At 65.1% G+C, this 14931-nt stretch carries 14 protein-coding genes; 7 read left to right on the forward strand and 7 right to left on the reverse strand.

Annotation, left to right across the window (positions count from 1 at the left end):
• Positions 1 to 52: 52 nt before the first annotated feature.
• Positions 53 to 988, forward strand: a complete 936-nt coding sequence (locus tag FIU89_RS22640) for a zinc-ribbon domain-containing protein (protein WP_254701734.1) — start codon at positions 53 to 55, stop codon at positions 986 to 988.
• Between the two features lie 49 nt (positions 989 to 1037).
• Here FIU89_RS22640 and FIU89_RS19105 read toward each other — a convergent pair whose 3' ends face one another.
• From FIU89_RS19105 to argH, 5 genes are read right to left on the reverse strand one after another with little or no spacing between them, the layout of a single operon-like run.
• Positions 1038 to 3683, reverse strand: a complete 2646-nt coding sequence (locus tag FIU89_RS19105; protein WP_152494057.1) for a TIGR02302 family protein — start codon at positions 3681 to 3683, stop codon at positions 1038 to 1040.
• Between the two features lie 37 nt (positions 3684 to 3720).
• Positions 3721 to 4986, reverse strand: a complete 1266-nt coding sequence (lysA, locus tag FIU89_RS19110; RefSeq protein WP_152494058.1) for a diaminopimelate decarboxylase — start codon at positions 4984 to 4986, stop codon at positions 3721 to 3723.
• A 43-nt stretch (positions 4987 to 5029) separates the two neighbouring features.
• On the reverse strand, positions 5030 to 5287 hold the full coding sequence (locus tag FIU89_RS19115) for a DUF2834 domain-containing protein (protein ID WP_368372964.1): 258 nt from the start codon (positions 5285 to 5287) through the stop codon (positions 5030 to 5032).
• Between the two features lie 44 nt (positions 5288 to 5331).
• Positions 5332 to 5565, reverse strand: coding sequence for a hypothetical protein (locus FIU89_RS19120; protein ID WP_152494060.1), 234 nt, complete (start codon positions 5563 to 5565; stop codon positions 5332 to 5334).
• Complete coding sequence (gene argH, locus FIU89_RS19125; protein ID WP_152494061.1) at positions 5562 to 6953, reverse strand: argininosuccinate lyase; 1392 nt, start codon at positions 6951 to 6953, stop codon at positions 5562 to 5564. The genes FIU89_RS19120 and argH overlap by 4 nt, the downstream gene beginning before the upstream one ends.
• Here argH and FIU89_RS19130 point away from each other — a divergent pair.
• On the forward strand, positions 6952 to 7536 hold the full coding sequence (locus FIU89_RS19130) for a TlpA disulfide reductase family protein (RefSeq protein WP_254701735.1): 585 nt from the start codon (positions 6952 to 6954) through the stop codon (positions 7534 to 7536). The two genes, argH and FIU89_RS19130, sit on opposite strands and share 2 nt — an antisense overlap.
• On the opposite strand, the gene FIU89_RS19135 is transcribed toward FIU89_RS19130, so the two are convergent.
• Together FIU89_RS19135 and FIU89_RS19140 are read right to left on the reverse strand one after the other, a co-directional pair.
• A complete protein-coding gene (locus FIU89_RS19135; RefSeq protein ID WP_152494063.1) occupies positions 7533 to 7760 on the reverse strand; it encodes a hypothetical protein in 228 nt (75 codons plus the stop codon). The two genes, FIU89_RS19130 and FIU89_RS19135, sit on opposite strands and share 4 nt — an antisense overlap.
• Positions 7761 to 7864: 104 nt before the next feature.
• A complete protein-coding gene (locus FIU89_RS19140; RefSeq protein ID WP_152494064.1) occupies positions 7865 to 8899 on the reverse strand; it encodes an AraC family transcriptional regulator in 1035 nt (344 codons plus the stop codon).
• 153 nt (positions 8900 to 9052) lie between these two features.
• On the opposite strand from FIU89_RS19140, the gene ttcA reads away from it, so the two are divergent.
• From ttcA to yihA, 5 genes are all read left to right on the forward strand, one after another.
• Entirely contained in the window at positions 9053 to 9922 is an 870-nt protein-coding gene (gene ttcA / locus FIU89_RS19145; RefSeq protein WP_152494065.1) for a tRNA 2-thiocytidine(32) synthetase TtcA, read from the forward strand.
• Positions 9923 to 9983: 61 nt separating this feature from the next.
• Positions 9984 to 11489, forward strand: coding sequence for a putative bifunctional diguanylate cyclase/phosphodiesterase (locus FIU89_RS19150; RefSeq protein WP_368373272.1), 1506 nt, complete (start codon positions 9984 to 9986; stop codon positions 11487 to 11489).
• Positions 11490 to 11591: 102 nt separating this feature from the next.
• Positions 11592 to 13433, forward strand: coding sequence for a membrane protein insertase YidC (gene yidC, locus FIU89_RS19155; protein WP_152494598.1), 1842 nt, complete (start codon positions 11592 to 11594; stop codon positions 13431 to 13433).
• Positions 13430 to 14176 carry an MOSC domain-containing protein gene (locus FIU89_RS19160; RefSeq protein WP_172978169.1) on the forward strand — a complete coding sequence of 249 codons (747 nt, stop codon included), beginning with the start codon at positions 13430 to 13432 and terminating at the stop codon, positions 14174 to 14176. The genes yidC and FIU89_RS19160 overlap by 4 nt, the downstream gene beginning before the upstream one ends.
• A complete protein-coding gene (yihA, locus tag FIU89_RS19165; protein WP_152494067.1) occupies positions 14176 to 14826 on the forward strand; it encodes a ribosome biogenesis GTP-binding protein YihA/YsxC in 651 nt (216 codons plus the stop codon). The genes FIU89_RS19160 and yihA overlap by 1 nt, the downstream gene beginning before the upstream one ends.
• The last annotated feature ends 105 nt before the right edge of the window (positions 14827 to 14931 follow it).

Consider the following 14931-nt stretch of genomic DNA (forward strand, 5'->3'; position numbering starts at 1 on the left):
GCGGAACAAAAAGCACGGATATGCCGGTCAGGCGAAGGCAGCGGGTGGCAAGATGCGGTTGATATGCCCAAATTGCGGGGCGCAATACGAAGTTCCCACGGAAGTCATTCCCGAAACAGGTCGCGACGTGCAGTGTTCCGACTGCGGCTCGACATGGTTTCAGCATCATCCGGATCACGCGCCCGAGGACCTTGTCGAAGAGGAAACCGCCGCTCCCGCAACCGACACGGTGCCGAGCAGCGACCCTCCCTGGCAGGACGATGCGGACGACTATGGCGCCGAGCCGGACGACGCGGAGCATTATGCCCCCGACAGCTATGACTCCGACAGCGCCGAAGATGACGGGGACGATGCCTCCGGCGAAGAAGAGTATTTCCCGGCCGCAGACCACGATGACCCGCCTGCGGAACCGAAACGCCGCGAGATAGACCCCGCCGTGGCCGACGTCCTGCGCCAAGAAGCCGAACGCGAATACCGCGCGCGCGAGATGGACAATCGCGGCACGGTCGAGACGCAGCAGGAACTGGGCCTGCAGGACACCGACAACGACGCGCAAAGGCGCTCGGAAGAGGCCCGCGCCCGCATGGCGCGCCTTCGCGGCGAACCCGAGGCGCAAAAGACCGAGGCCCAGGTCGACGATATCGACCCGTCCTCGCGCAGCAATCTTCTGCCCGATATCGACGAGATCAACTCGTCACTCGACTCCGACGGCAAAAAGGAAGAGAGCCGGTCGGTATCTCCGACGCAGGACGTCACGGCAGTTCCCGGCAAGAGCGGCTTCCGCGCCGGCTTTCGGCTGGCCATCGTTCTGGCGGTGCTGGCGCTGGTGCTTTACGTCTTCGCGCCGCAACTGGCGGAGGCTGTTCCGCAAATGGCAGGGCTCCTGTCCGGCTATGTCGACACCGTGAACGGGTGGCGTGCGGGGCTCAACGACCTGATCCAGAACATGGCAAGCTCGCTTTCCGAAACCGACGCGAGCGGCGGCTGATCCGGCGACCGGGCCACGCGGCTCGGTCATGCGGATCGGTCACGCGGTCTCAGAACCTGTCCAGCAACCGACGCAGATAGTCGAGCTCGACCTCGGGTCGCGCCGTCTCGCCAGAGCGGCGGCGGATCTCGTCCAGAAGCTCCCCGGCCCTGCGATAGATATCCTCGCGCGCGGTGAACTCGCCCTGGTCGCCGGCCAGGCCACGCTGCGACCGGCCCAGCGGGTCCTGCTCGCCGAACTGGCCGGGTGTCTGGCTTTGCGCCTGTCCCTGGCCGGGCTGCGACTGGCTGTTCTCGGCCAGCGCCTCGCCCAGGCTGCGCATCCCGTCCCGCAAGGCATCCATGGCCTCGGCCTGCCGGTCGATCGCCTCGGCCAGATCGTCGCCGCGCAACGCTTCTTCCGCACCCTCCATGGCGCGACCGGCCCGGTCCAGCGCGTCGCGGGCATCCTCGCCCGCCTGACCGCCGACATTGGGCAGGCTCTGCCGCTGGCGTTCTAGTTCGCGGCGCAGCGCCTCCTGCCGGTCCGAAAGGGCGCCGGCCTGATCGCCCTGCTGGCCCTCGGCGGATTGGTCGCCCTGGCCCTGGCCGGGTTGCTGACCCTCCTGCCGGCCCTGACCCTGACCTTGCTGCTGACCCGGCTGTTGCCCCTGGCCTTGCTGCGAATGCTGCTGGCCCTGGCCCTGGCCGCCATTGCGGCCTTCGTTGCCCTGTGACTCGCCGGCCTGTGCGCCGGGATTGAACTGTTCCTGCAGATCCCGGAACGCCTCGTCCGACAGGCCCTGCTGATCTCGCAGCGTCTCGGCCAGGCCTTCCATGGCCTGCTGACCGGGATTGTCGCCGCCCTGCCCTTGCTGGCCTTCGGCCATCCGCAGGTTCTCCATCATCTGCTGGAATTCTTCCAGCGCCTGCTGCGCCTCGGCAAAGCGGCCCTGTTCCATCAGCTCCTGGATGCGATCCATCATGTCCTGCAGGTCCTGATCGGTCAGCATCTGCATGTCACCCGACTGGCCCCGGTCGGGCTCGTCGGTCTGATCTCCCTCGCGCTGCGCCTGCTGCGATTTCTGGCGCAGGTAATCTTGGGTCGCGTCGCGCAGTTCCTGCATCAGCCGCGCGATCTCGTCCTCGCTCGCGCCGTTCCGCATCGCCTCGCTCAGGCGCTCCTGCGCCGCACGCATCCGCTCCAGCGCGTCGCCGATATCGCCGTCTTCCAACAGGACGGCCAGGTCCCATAGCGCCTGCGCCAGTTCGTCGCGGTTCTCGTCGGTCAGGCTGGCATGGTCGACGAAGGTCTCCAGCCGCCTCAGGATGACGCGCAGTTTCAGATAGGCGGTTTCCGATTTGAACAGGCCCGGTTCAGGGTTGTGCGACACCGCGCGCAACATCTGGCTCACGCGCCGGGCATTGGACTTGGCCCACAGAAGGTCGCGCCGCTGTTCGATCACCGACGCCGCCATCGGGTCGAAAAACCGACGCGCGGGCAGATCCATAACGACCGGCTCGCTTTGCCCCGCCTGGTCGCGCTCGTCGCGCACGTTCAGCGTCAGGCGCACCGGCAGGTGCGCCCAGGGATGCTCCGACAGGTTCTCGATCAGCGTCTCGGCAAAGTCCGCGCGGTCCCCGGTGATCGGCAGCGGCAGGTCCAGCACGATCGGGTCGCGCGCATCCGGCTCGGCACTCAGGCCATGACGCCGGTCCACCTCGTCAAGCGCCAGCTCGAAGGTCGCCGTGCCGCCCACGACGCCATAGTCGTCGCTGGCCGCGAACGGCTGGCTCATCTGCCCGTCAAAGGTGACGTCCAGCCCTTCGGACACCGACGCTTCCGGCGGCGCATCGGGCAGCGCCGTGATCTTCCATTCCTCGCCCCCCGGCCCGTCGATCCGCAGGGTCCCGTCCTTCACGATCTCGAAACTCTGTTCGATATCCGTGGCCGGTGGAACGTCCTCCGTCCGGCCCGACACCGTCTCGGTCATGCTGAGCGCGCCGACCTCGCCGTAGAACCGCAAGGTCACAAGGCTGCCTTCCGGGGCGCTGAACGCGCCGTCCTGGTCGTTAAGGTAAAGGCTCGGCAGGCCGGTATAGGCCGGCGGTTCGATCCAGCCTTCCCAGGTCGGTCCGCTGGCCAGCGCCGCACCGCCACCGGGCGTCATCTGCGTCACCGTGCCGGCCCGCCAGATCGACCCGAACAGCAGCGCCACGACCAGGCCCAAAAGCGCCACATAACGCAGTCCGAACGGATCGCGCCGCGCCAGGCGCAAGTCCGGCTCGACGGCCCTGGCCAGCGCCGCGCGGGTCTCCATGCGCTGAATATGCGCCCGCCACAACGCCTGCGACCCCGTGTCGCCGCCGCCGATGGCCTGCCGGTCGGCCAGGGCCGCCAGGGGATGCCCCGGCAGCACGCCGTCCATCCGGCGAATCGCCTCGTCCCGCGACGGCCAGGCGAAGCGCCGCGCGCCGATCGCGGCAAAACCCAGCGCCGCGACGCCCGACAGCACCGCCACGATCCACACAAGCTCCACCGGCGCGATATCGTGCAGGCCCAGCATCAGCGCCGCGCAGACCGCGATGATCACGCACCACAGCGGCCAGAACGCCCGCACCAGACGCTCCGCAATCAACCCCGCCCACGTCAGCATCAGCGGGCGTTTCAACCGCTTGATCACCGTGTCGAAAGTGGTGTTCCTTGCCTGTGACATGCATCCCTGCGCGTGGGTTGTCGACGCGACAGCCGCATCACAACCATTGAGGGATGGTATCGCGATTTATCATCTCGTCAAAGGTCGGCCTTGGCCTGATGACGGCAAATTGATGCTCATGCACCAGAACTTCCGGCACCAACGGCCGCGTGTTGTATTCGCTGCTCATGACGGCGCCATAGGCACCGGCACTGCGAAACGCCACAAGGTCGCCCTCGCCCACCGGCGGCATCGCCCGTTCCCTGGCAAACGTGTCTCCCGACTCGCAGACCGGGCCGACAATGTCGTACTTGGCAGGCTCCGCGCCCGGCGCGGGCTCGCGCACCGGCACGATGTCGTGATAGGCGTCGTACATCGCCGGGCGGATCAGATCGTTCATCGCGCCATCGAGGATCAGGAAATCGCGCCCCTCGCCCGACTTCACATAGATCACCTTGCTGACAAGAAGGCCCGCATTGCCCGCGATCAGCCGTCCTGGCTCGATCTCGATCTCGCAGCCCAGATGCCCGACGGTTTCCTTGATCAGCGCCCCGTAATCCGTGGGCAGCGGGGGCGCCATGTTGGACCGCTCATAGGGGATGCCCAAGCCGCCGCCAAGGTCCAGCCGGGTGATCTCGTGACCGTCGGAGCGCAGCGCTTCGGTCAGCTCCGCCACCTTGCGGTAGGCCAGCCGGAACGGCTCCAACTCGGTCAGTTGGCTGCCGATATGCACGTCGATCCCGATCACCTTGAGGCCCGGAAGCCGTGCCGCCTCGGCATAGACCTCGCGCGCCCGCGCAATCGGGATGCCGAACTTGTTCTCGCTCTTGCCGGTGGCGATCTTGGCATGGGTCTTGGCGTCCACGTCCGGGTTGACCCGCACCGTGATCGGCACCTCCACGCCCAGCGACACCGCCACCTCCGAAAGCGCCGCCATTTCCGGCTCGCTTTCCACGTTGAACTGCCGCACGCCGCCTTCCAGCGCGATGCGCATTTCCTCGCGGGTCTTGCCGACGCCGGAGAACACGATCTTCTCGCCCGGCACGCCGGCCGCCCGCGCCCGCCGGTATTCCCCGCCCGAGACCACGTCCATCCCCGCGCCAAGCTGCGCCAGCGTCTTCAGGATCGCCTGGTTGCTGGCCGCCTTCATCGCGTAGCACACCAGGTGCGGTATCCCGTCCAGCGCCTCGTCGAACAGCCGGAAATGCCGCGTCAGCGTGGCGGTCGAGTAGCAATAGAATGGCGTGCCCACCTCCGCGGCGATCTCGGCCACGGGCACATCCTCGGCATGAAGCTCGCCGTCCCGGTAAAGAAAATGATCCATCGCGCGCTTTTTCTTGCTGAAAATACTTAAGGGTCCACGGGTCTTACCCGCGCCGCATCCTCAGAAACAGATAAAGCGGCAAACCGCAACTGACCCCGATGCAAAAGGTCGCCGGAATCGCAATGAGGCGCAGCCAGTCCTGCGCCTGCGACGCTTCCCAGATCACCCAGAGCGTCAGCGCCACGGCCGCAATCGTCAGATCCCAGACCAGCCCGCTGGTCGCGGCATTGGCGTGCCAGGCCTCGACCATGCCCATCAGGCTGTATCCGTTCGCGTTGAACCACGCCACGAACCAGGCCATCGGGTGAATCGCTCCCCAGACGGCCAGAGCCAGGAAGACGTACTTCAAAACACCGTGCCCACGTGAACCGACACGTTACCGCTGACGACGGACGTGCCCACACTGGCCCGCGATCCGTTGGTGCCCACGGTCAGGGACCCGTTCAGGTTTGGCCGCACCTGTGTGGGATCGTTCCGCGCCACGGTATCGTCGGCTTCGCTGCCCGGTGGTATCGGCTCGCCATCCACGCCGCAGCCGGCAAGCACCATGATGGCCAGACATGCAATCACACGCTTCATCCCAGAATCTCCTTCCAGCGACCGACCTGAAGGCGCACCTGCTCCGGCGCGGTCCCGCCATAGCTCATGCGCGAGGCGACAGAGTTGTGCACGCCCAGCACATCATAGACCGTTTCGTCGATTTCGCCATGCACAGATTGCATCTCCTCCAGGCTCAGCTCCGGCAAGTCGCACCCCTTGGCCTCCGCCTTGGCCACCAGCGCGCCGGTGACGTGATGCGCATCGCGGAAGGGCAGGCCCAAGACCCGCACCAGCCAGTCCGCCAGGTCCGTCGCGGTCGAGAACCCGGCCCCCGCCGCCGCTTCCAGCGGCTCCCGGTTGGCGGTCATGTCGCGCACCATCCCGTCCATGGCGGCCAGTGCCAGCATCAGGTTGTCGGCGGCGTCGAACACCTGTTCCTTGTCCTCCTGCATGTCCTTCGAATAGGCCAGCGGCAGGCCCTTCATCACCAACGTCAGCGCCACGTTCGCCCCGAAGATGCGCCCAATTTTTGCGCGGATCAATTCGGCCGCATCGGGGTTCTTCTTCTGCGGCATGATGCTCGACCCGGTCGAGAACCGGTCGCTCAGCGTCACGAAGCGGAACTGCGCCGAGGACCAGATCACCAGCTCCTCGGCCATCCGGCTGAGATGCATGGCGCAGATGCTGGCCACGCTCAGGAATTCCAGCGCGAAATCCCGGTCGCTGACCGCATCCAGGCTGTTGGCCGCGGGCCGGTCAAATCCAAGCTTCTTCGCCGTCATCTCCCGGTCGATGGGAAAGGACGTGCCTGCAAGAGCAGCCGCGCCCAGCGGGCATTCGTTCATGCGCTTGCGCGCATCGCGCACCCGGCTCAGATCACGCCCGAACATCTCGACATAGGCCATCATGTGATGGCCCCACGTAACCGGCTGCGCCACCTGCAAATGGGTAAAGCCCGGCATCACCCAATCCGCACCGGCCTCGGCCTGCGTCAGGCACGCTTGCATCAGCGCCACCAGTGCCGCGTCCGCCGCGTCCAGTTGATCGCGCACCCACAGCTTGAAATCCGTCGCCACCTGGTCATTCCGGCTGCGACCGGTGTGCAAACGTCCCGCCGGCTCGCCGATCACCTCTTTCAGCCGTGCCTCGACATTCATGTGAATGTCCTCCAGCGCCTTCGAGAACGGGAACTCCCCGCTTTCGATCTCTGACAACACCGTGAGCAGGCCTTCCCGCATCGCGTCGGCATCGCTATCACTGACAATACCCGTCGCGGCCAGCATGGCCGCATGGGCGCGCGACCCGGCGATATCCTGCGCCGCGAGGCGCTTGTCGAAATCTATCGAGGCATTAATTGCCTCCATGATCGCATCGGGCCCGGCGGCGAACCGGCCGCCCCACATCTTGTTGGAGGTCTTCTCTGTCATGTCTGAACTCGTCGGAGGCGCTGTGAAATCTCTGAAGTCCATCGTCCTTTATATGGCCCTCGCACTCGGTGCAAACGCCGCAATGGCGCAATCCGCCGACATCATAGACCTGCGCGACGGCGACATGAAGAAACTGGTCGTCCATTCCGAGGCCAAGCCGGTGCCCGCCGAGGCCTTCAAATCCGAAGACGGCGGCGACCTGACCCTGGCGGACTTCCAGGGCAAGATCACCCTGGTCAATTTCTGGGCCACCTGGTGCGCCCCCTGCCGCCACGAGATGCCGATGCTCTCGGACCTTCAGGCCCAGTTAGGCGGCGACGATTTCGAGGTCGTCACCATCGCCTCGGGCCGCAACGCGCCTGCGGCGATGAAGAAATTCTTCGACGAGATTGAGGTGGACAACCTGCCGCTGCACGCCGACCCGAAAATGGGGCTGTCGCGCCAGATGGGGGTGCTGGGCCTGCCCGTCACCGTCATCCTCGACCGCGAAGGCCGCGAAATTGCACGCCTTCAGGGCGATGCCGACTGGAGTTCCGACAGCGCCAAGTCCATCCTGCAAGCGCTGATCGACGCCGGCGCTTAACGCCCGCGCTTGCCGTCATCTTCAAGCTGCGGCAGAAATTGAACCGACGCACCTGCCGAACCCCTTGTCGATGCGATGGGTTTGCCGCGTGATTTGCAGGTGAACGCACCTTTCTCCGGCCATTGGGTCGGGACGCTGGCTGGATTGCCGAACCCCATCGCATGAACAGGGTCGCACGCCAGTGCCGCCAGAATCGCAGCAGCATTCAGGGTCATTTTGATCATCGGATATCTCCTTGCTGGTATGACTGCCCCGCAAGTTGCGCCCAATGGGCTTGGCATTCTTCCTCGTTTCGAAATCGCGATGGAAAATCCGGAATCGATGCGGCCTAGGCCGAAATCGAGGCGTATTCCTTCAGGCAGGTCCGCCGGTAATCGGTCGGCGTCTGGCCCGTCACCGTCCGAAACGCCTTGTTGAACGGTGCCAGCGAAGCAAAGCCGCACTCATAGGCGATTTCCAGCACGGTCTGACCCGATCGTTCGGGCGCGGCCAGCGCGGCCTTCGCCGCATCTATCCGGTAGCCATTCACGAAACTGGCGAAATTGCGAAAGCCAAGGTCCCGATTGATCGCCTTGCGCAGCCGGTGCTCGGGCAGGCCTAACTCCTCGGCCATCGCGCCGATGGTCAGCCCCTCCCGTCGCCAGATCTCGTCGCGCATTGCGGTCTCGATCCGGTCCAATGCCGGCTTGTCCACCAGCCGCAAATCCCCTGTCTGCGGCTTTGGGCGAGGCTTTTCTTCGGTCCAGATATCGCTGCCCGGCCGCAAGGCCCAATGCGCGAAAACGATCGCGAACGCCAACAGCGCCACCGCGTGCGCCGTGCCGTACCAGTCAGGCCGCAGCGCGTCGGCCAAGGAGACATCCAGCAGCGTTTTCGACACACCAAACACCGCAATAGCACTCACGAAAACGACACGGAAAGACCTGCGGTGCTCTACCAGATCCCCTTCCGCCGTCGTCACAACCACCCACAGCAGCCCCGCATAGAGAAGCAGATTTAATGCGACCTGCACACCGCCCAGCTGCGGCGGCGCAAAACAGAGCGCCGTCACGAGCCCCGCAAGGCAGAAAAGTGGAAGGCCCGAGCGCCTGCGTTCCGCAGCCTCCATGAACACGTCCAGCACAAACCAACTCAGCGCCAGCGGCATGAAATGCCCAAGCACAAAGGCCACCGCCCTTGCGTCTGCGGACCACACCGTGCCCATGCCCTGTTCGACCGCCATGCTGGCTGTCAGGCACAGTGCAATGGCGCCAAGGGAATAGGATTTCGCCCGTGTCCTGCCGTTTGACCACAGCAGGATGAAGCACAGAAAACAGACACCGAGCAGGGCGCCGCGTATCATCAGGTCGGTCTCCGCCAGCATGAGCCATCTCCATAATCCATGAACAGTCTACACCACTCACCGCGGCATCGGCTGGTCGATTCCGAAAAACGATCCGCTTTTGCAGGAATCGACCAGCTTCCGGTCGTGCAACACCGCTTGCCGCTGCGCGTCGTTCCGGGTACATCGCGGGCGATGCTCGACGATGCCGACGATATCCATCCGCTCTTTGCCGGTGCTCCGAAAACCACGGGGTTCCGCAAGCTGCGCAAACGTGTCGTGCGCCAGGCCCGCGAGGCGATCGAACAATATGGCATGGTTGAAAAGGACTCCCGCTGGCTGGTCTGCCTGTCCGGCGGCAAGGACAGCTACACCCTGCTGGCCGTCCTGCACGAGCTGAAGTGGCGCGGCCTTCTGCCGGTCGACATCCTGGCCTGCAACCTCGACCAGGGTCAGCCCGGCTTTCCGGCGACCGTCCTGCCCAAGTTCCTCGAAGACATGGGCGTGCCCCACCGGATCGAGTACCAGGACACCTATTCCGTCGTCGTCGACAAGGTTCCCGCCGGACGCACCTATTGCGCGCTCTGTTCCCGCCTGCGACGCGGACATCTTTACCGCATCGCGCGCGAGGAAGGCTGTTCCGCCGTCGTGCTGGGGCATCACCGCGACGATATTCTCGAAACCTTCTTCATGAACCTCTTTCACGGCGGACGCCTCGCCACCATGCCGCCCAAGCTGGTGAATGAAGAGGGCGATTTGTTCGTCTATCGCCCCCTCGCCCACGTGGCCGAGGCCGATTGCGACCGCTTCGCCCGCGCGATGGACTACCCGATCATTCCCTGCGATCTCTGCGGCTCGCAGGACGGCTTGCAGCGCCAGCAGGTCAAGCAGATCCTCGACGGCTGGGAAGCCAACAGCCCCGGCCGCCGCCAGGTTATGTTCCGCGCCCTGATGAATGCGCGCCCGTCGCATCTGCTCGACCCGAAACTCTTCGACTTCAAAGGTCTTACGCGCGAATCGATAAAATTCGACAGAGAAGACGAAGAGATGCCGCAGTTGCGTTAAGGGGCTATTGAACAACTGGGGATAGCGTCCAGGCGATTGTTTCGCACACGGGATCCTGTCCTTGCGCCAGTACGTGACCTCCCTTCGCTATTCCCTGGCCGCGGTTCTGACGGGGCCGCAGGCGCTGGCCTTCCTGCCGGCGCTGGTGCTTGGCGGTTTCTGGCTGGGCGGCGAACCCCTGCTGCTGGCGACGGCCTTGATCGTGCCGCTGGGCCTGGCGTGGCTGCGCCATTCGACACCTTGCAAAACGCCGCCGAACCGTCCCGATCAATTTGAACAGGTTTTGCAGGAAACCCTTGATATCGCGCGCAATTGCCTGCGCAGAACGGGCTGCGTCATCGTCGAGGTCGACGATTTCGGAACCCTGCTCGACCGGCACGGCCAGGCGGCGGCGGATCGGGTACAGAGCTGCATCGCGGATCGCCTTGCCAGCGTTCTGCGGGACCACGACACCCTCATCGCCCTCTCCAGCGGGCAGTTCGGCATCGTGCTCGCCCCCATCCGGCAGCTCGATTCCGAGATCGGCCTGAAATTGGCCACGCGCCTGCAGGCCGCGGCGGAGGAACCGATCTCGGTGGATGCCGCCACGATCTACCTCTCCGCCTCCGTCGGCTTCTGCCTGGACAGTTTCCTGCCCGATGCCTCCGGGCGCGAGCTATCCGATGCCGCCGGCCTTGCCCTGATCGAGGCGCGACGCCACGCGCCATCCGCCATCCGCGCCTACAGCCCCGAACTGCGCCACATTGCCGCCGTGCCGGAAACCCACGCGACAGAGGTTCTGACCGCCTTGGCCGACGGACAGATCAACGCCTGGTTCCAGCCGCAGATTTCCACCGATACGGGCGGCATTTCCGGGTTCGAGGCGCTGGCCCGCTGGGACCATCCCGTGCGCGGCCTGATCCCCCCGGCAGAGTTTCTGCCGGTGCTGCAGAAGATGGGCAAGGCCGACATTCTCGGGATGCGCATCCTGCGCGACGCGCTCGATGCGCTCAAATCCTGGGACGCCGCGGGCTTTGACATCCCGCAGGTCGGCGTCAATTTCTGCGCGGACGAGCTGCGCGATCCCAAACTCGTCGACCGGCTGACCTGGGAACTGGACCGCCACGATATCGCCCCGTCCCGGCTGACCGTCGAAATCCTCGAAACGGTCGTCGCCTACTCTCCCGACGACATGATCGTGCGCAATATCAGCCAGATGGCCAAGCTCGGGTGCCGGATCGACCTCGATGATTTCGGCACCGGCCATGCGTCGATTTCCTCGATCCGCCGGTTCGCGGTCCATCGGCTCAAGATCGACCGCTCCTTCGTCAAGAGACTGGACTGCGACCTGCAACAGCAACGCCTGGTCAACGCGATCCAGTTGATGGCCGAACAGCTCGACCTGGAAACCATCGCCGAAGGCGTGGAAACGGCCGGCGAGCACGCGATGCTGGCCCAACTGGGTGTCGGCCAAGTCCAGGGCTTCGGCATCGCCCGGCCCATGCCCGTCACCCGGACCGCCGGCTGGATCACCGACCACATGGCCCGGGTCCAGACGCCTCCATCCATCGGGCGCAACGCCGGATAGGACGCTCCGCCGCGTCAGGAATCTTTCCAGACCCCTTGACCTTTGCCCCCGCACTCTGTTGAACGCCCCAAGCGAGACAACATGCACGGGTGGCCATCGACGATGGACGAACAGAACCGCAATCTTCTGCTGGCGACGGGCCTCAGCCTGTTGGTAATCCTTGTCTGGTTCCTTGTGTTCCCACCGCCGGAACCGGAAGAGGCCCCCGAGGCAACCACCACCAGCACCTCCACGACCGAGACCGGCACCGCCCCGTCAGAGCCTGCGGGCGATACGGCCACCGTCCCCAGCACGGCCGGCGACACCGCCGCGACCCCCGAGGCGCAACAGGCCGAAGCAGAGCCCGACGACACGCCGCGCGTCGAAATCGACACGCCCACCCTGCAAGGCACGATCTCGCTGCGCGGCGGTCGCATCGACGACCTGCAACTCAAGAAATATCGCGAGACGCTCGAGCCGGACGCGCCCATCGTCACGCTTTTGTCGCCCGCCGGCACCAACCGGGCCTATTACGCGCTCTTCGGCTGGGCGCCCGGCAGCGGCCTGACCCCGGATCAGGTTCCCGGCGCCAACACCGTCTGGGACGTCGAATCCGATGGTCCGCTGACACCCGAAAACCCGCTGGTCCTGACCTGGGACAACGGCGCCGGCCTGACGTTCCGCCGCGAAATGTCCGTCGATGACCGCTCGATGTTCAACGTCGCGCAATCCGTGGAAAACACCGGCGACAGCGCCGCCTCGGTCGCGCCCTACGGCATCCTCGCCCGCCACGGCCTGCCGCCGGACCTCAAGAACTTCTTCATTTTGCACGAAGGCGGCATCAGCCTGACCGACGGCGAGCTGCGCGAGATCGACTACGATGATTTCGAACCCGCCGGCGCACATGAAAACATCGCCCTGCAAGAGGCCGGCTGGTCCGGTTTCACCGACCACTACTGGATGACCGCACTGATCCCCGGCCAGGCCGAAGGATCGACCTTCTCGACCTTCCAGGACACCAATCGCAACATCTACCAGACCAATATCAAGCAGCGCACCGAAACCGTCGCGCCGGGACAGGAAGTGACCATCCAGACGCGCCTTTTCGCCGGTGCCAAGGAATGGGAAACCATCCGCAACTACCAGAACGAGGAAGGCGTGACCAAGTTCCTCGACTCGATCGACTGGGGCTGGTTCTTCTTCCTGACGAAGCCGATCTTCTGGCTGCTGCACAACCTCAACCAACTGATCGGCAACATGGGCTGGGCGATCATCGCGCTGACCCTGATCATCAAGGCGATCCTGCTGCCCCTGGCCTACAAGTCCTATGTCTCCATGGCGAAGATGAAGGAACTTCAGCCGCAGATGGAGAAGATCAAGGAAAACGCCGGCGACGACCGCCAGAAGCTCCAGAAGGAGATGATGGAGCTTTATCGCAAGGAAAAGGTCAACCCGGCCTCGGGCTGTTTGCCCATCCTGATGCAGATCCCGATCTTCTTCTCGCTCTACAAGGTGATCTTCGTCACGCTCGAGCTGCGCCACGCGCCCTGGATCGGGTGGATTCGCGACCTCTCGGCGCCCGACCCGTCGTCGCTCTACAATCTCTGGGGTCTGCTGCCCTGGGCCGCGCCCGAACCGGGCTCGATCCTGGCGCTGATCTTCATCGGCATCCTGCCGCTCTGCCTCGGCGTGTCCATGTGGCTGCAACAGAAACTGAACCCGGCCCCCACCGACCCGACGCAACAGATGATCTTTGCCTGGATGCCGTGGGTCTTCATGTTCATGCTGGGCAGCTTCGCGTCGGGCCTCGTGGTCTACTGGATCGCCAACAACGTGATCACCTTCAGCCAGCAATACCTGATCATGCGCAGCCAAGGCTACAAGCCGGACGTCTTCGGCAACATCAAGTCCAGCTTCAAGAAAAAGGCCCCGCCCGAGAAGAAATCCGAGGACGGAAAGAAATGATCGCGACGGTTGCAGCGCTCTGGCGTCACCCTATCAAGGGGCACGGCCGCGAAGCGCTGGACACCGTCACCCTGACCGAAGGCCGGACCATGCCGTGGGACCGCCGCTGGGCGGTCGCCCACGAAATGTCCAGGGCCGACGGCACCGAATGGGCGCCTTGCGCGAACTTCTCGCGCGGGGCGAAGACCGGCACGCTCATGGCCATCTCGGCGCGCGTGGACGCGCAGTCGGGCAGCGTTACGCTTACCCATCCGGACCGGCCCGACCTGACCTTCGATCCCGAACAGGACCAGGACGCCTTTCTCGACTGGGTGCGCCCGCTCATGCCCGCCGACCGCGCCCAGTCGGCGCGGCTCGTGCGCGTGCCCGGGCGCGGCATGACCGACACCGACTACCCCTCGATCAGCCTCATCAACCTCGGCTCCAACGACGCCATGACCGACGCGATGCACCAGGACATCTCCCCCCTGCGCTGGCGCGGCAATATCCACCTGTCCGGGCTGGACGCATGGGCCGAGTTCGACTGGGTCGGCCAGACCCTGCGCATCGGCGAGGCCGAACTGAGTGTACGGGAACCGATCAAGCGCTGCCTTGCCACCACCGCCAACCCCCAGACCGGCGACCGTGACGCCGACACGCTCGGCACGCTGAACACCCGCTTCGGGCACCAGGATTTCGGCGTCTACGCCACCGTCACGCGCTCGGGCGACATCCGTGTCGGCGACAGGGTGGAGCCCGTCTGATGGCGCTGCCGTTCCCCCTGGCCGAGCCCGCCAGCGAGGCCTCCGTCGAGCAGGGCCGCAAGCTCTTTGCCGGCGAGGTCACCTTCGTCAAGGGCGTGGTCGCCATGTCCGGACTGCCCCCTGCCGATCGGCCCGAAGTCTGCTTTGCCGGACGGTCCAATGTCGGAAAGTCCAGCCTGATCAATGCGCTGACGGGGCGCAAGGCGCTGGCCCGCGCCTCCAACACGCCCGGCCGCACGCAGGAAATCAACTATTTCGACCTCGGCGGGCAGAGCTATCTCGTCGACCTGCCCGGCTACGGCTACGCCAACGCCCCCCTGGCCAAGGTCGAGAAATGGCAGGCGCTGCTGAAACAGTACCTGTCGGGCCGCGCCACCCTGCGCCGCGCCTTCGTGCTGATCGACGCCCGCCACGGGATCAAACCCGTGGACGAAGAGATCATGGCCCTGCTCGACAGCTCGGCCGTGACCTTCCAATGCGTGCTGACCAAGGCCGACAAGGTCAAACCCGCCGAGCGCGACAGGATGCTGGCGCAGGTGCGCACCCGCCTTGCCACCCACGCCGCCGCATTCCCCGAGATCGTCCTGACCTCCTCGGAAAAGGGCAACGGCATCGCCACCCTGCGCGCCATCATCGCCACGCTGGAATAATCCGGGATCGCCCCCGGCTTTTTCTTGCCGGAAATACTCACGACACAACCGCCGCAACAGGCGACACCGCTCTTCAGGCGCGGTCGGCCCGCACTCCCGCTTCCC

This window comes from Roseovarius sp. THAF27 (assembly GCF_009363655.1).
Classification (GTDB): domain Bacteria; phylum Pseudomonadota; class Alphaproteobacteria; order Rhodobacterales; family Rhodobacteraceae; genus Roseovarius.

What these genes read in the sequence shown, in the direction of transcription:
- FIU89_RS22640 (WP_254701734.1), top strand. Translation starts at nt 53, where the DNA reads ATGCGGTTGATATGCCCAAATTGCGGGGCGCAATACGAAGTTCCCACG.
- FIU89_RS19105 (WP_152494057.1), bottom strand. Translation starts at nt 3,683, where the DNA reads ATGTCACAGGCAAGGAACACCACTTTCGACACGGTGATCAAGCGGTTG.
- lysA (WP_152494058.1), bottom strand. Translation starts at nt 4,986, where the DNA reads ATGGATCATTTTCTTTACCGGGACGGCGAGCTTCATGCCGAGGATGTG.
- FIU89_RS19115 (WP_368372964.1), bottom strand. Translation starts at nt 5,287, where the DNA reads ATGGCCTGGTTCGTGGCGTGGTTCAACGCGAACGGATACAGCCTGATG.
- FIU89_RS19120 (WP_152494060.1), bottom strand. Translation starts at nt 5,565, where the DNA reads ATGAAGCGTGTGATTGCATGTCTGGCCATCATGGTGCTTGCCGGCTGC.
- FIU89_RS19130 (WP_254701735.1), top strand. Translation starts at nt 6,952, where the DNA reads ATGTCTGAACTCGTCGGAGGCGCTGTGAAATCTCTGAAGTCCATCGTC.
- argH (WP_152494061.1), bottom strand. Translation starts at nt 6,953, where the DNA reads ATGACAGAGAAGACCTCCAACAAGATGTGGGGCGGCCGGTTCGCCGCC.
- FIU89_RS19135 (WP_152494063.1), bottom strand. Translation starts at nt 7,760, where the DNA reads ATGATCAAAATGACCCTGAATGCTGCTGCGATTCTGGCGGCACTGGCG.
- FIU89_RS19140 (WP_152494064.1), bottom strand. Translation starts at nt 8,899, where the DNA reads ATGCTGGCGGAGACCGACCTGATGATACGCGGCGCCCTGCTCGGTGTC.
- ttcA (WP_152494065.1), top strand. Translation starts at nt 9,053, where the DNA reads ATGCTCGACGATGCCGACGATATCCATCCGCTCTTTGCCGGTGCTCCG.
- yidC (WP_152494598.1), top strand. Translation starts at nt 11,592, where the DNA reads ATGGACGAACAGAACCGCAATCTTCTGCTGGCGACGGGCCTCAGCCTG.
- FIU89_RS19160 (WP_172978169.1), top strand. Translation starts at nt 13,430, where the DNA reads ATGATCGCGACGGTTGCAGCGCTCTGGCGTCACCCTATCAAGGGGCAC.
- yihA (WP_152494067.1), top strand. Translation starts at nt 14,176, where the DNA reads ATGGCGCTGCCGTTCCCCCTGGCCGAGCCCGCCAGCGAGGCCTCCGTC.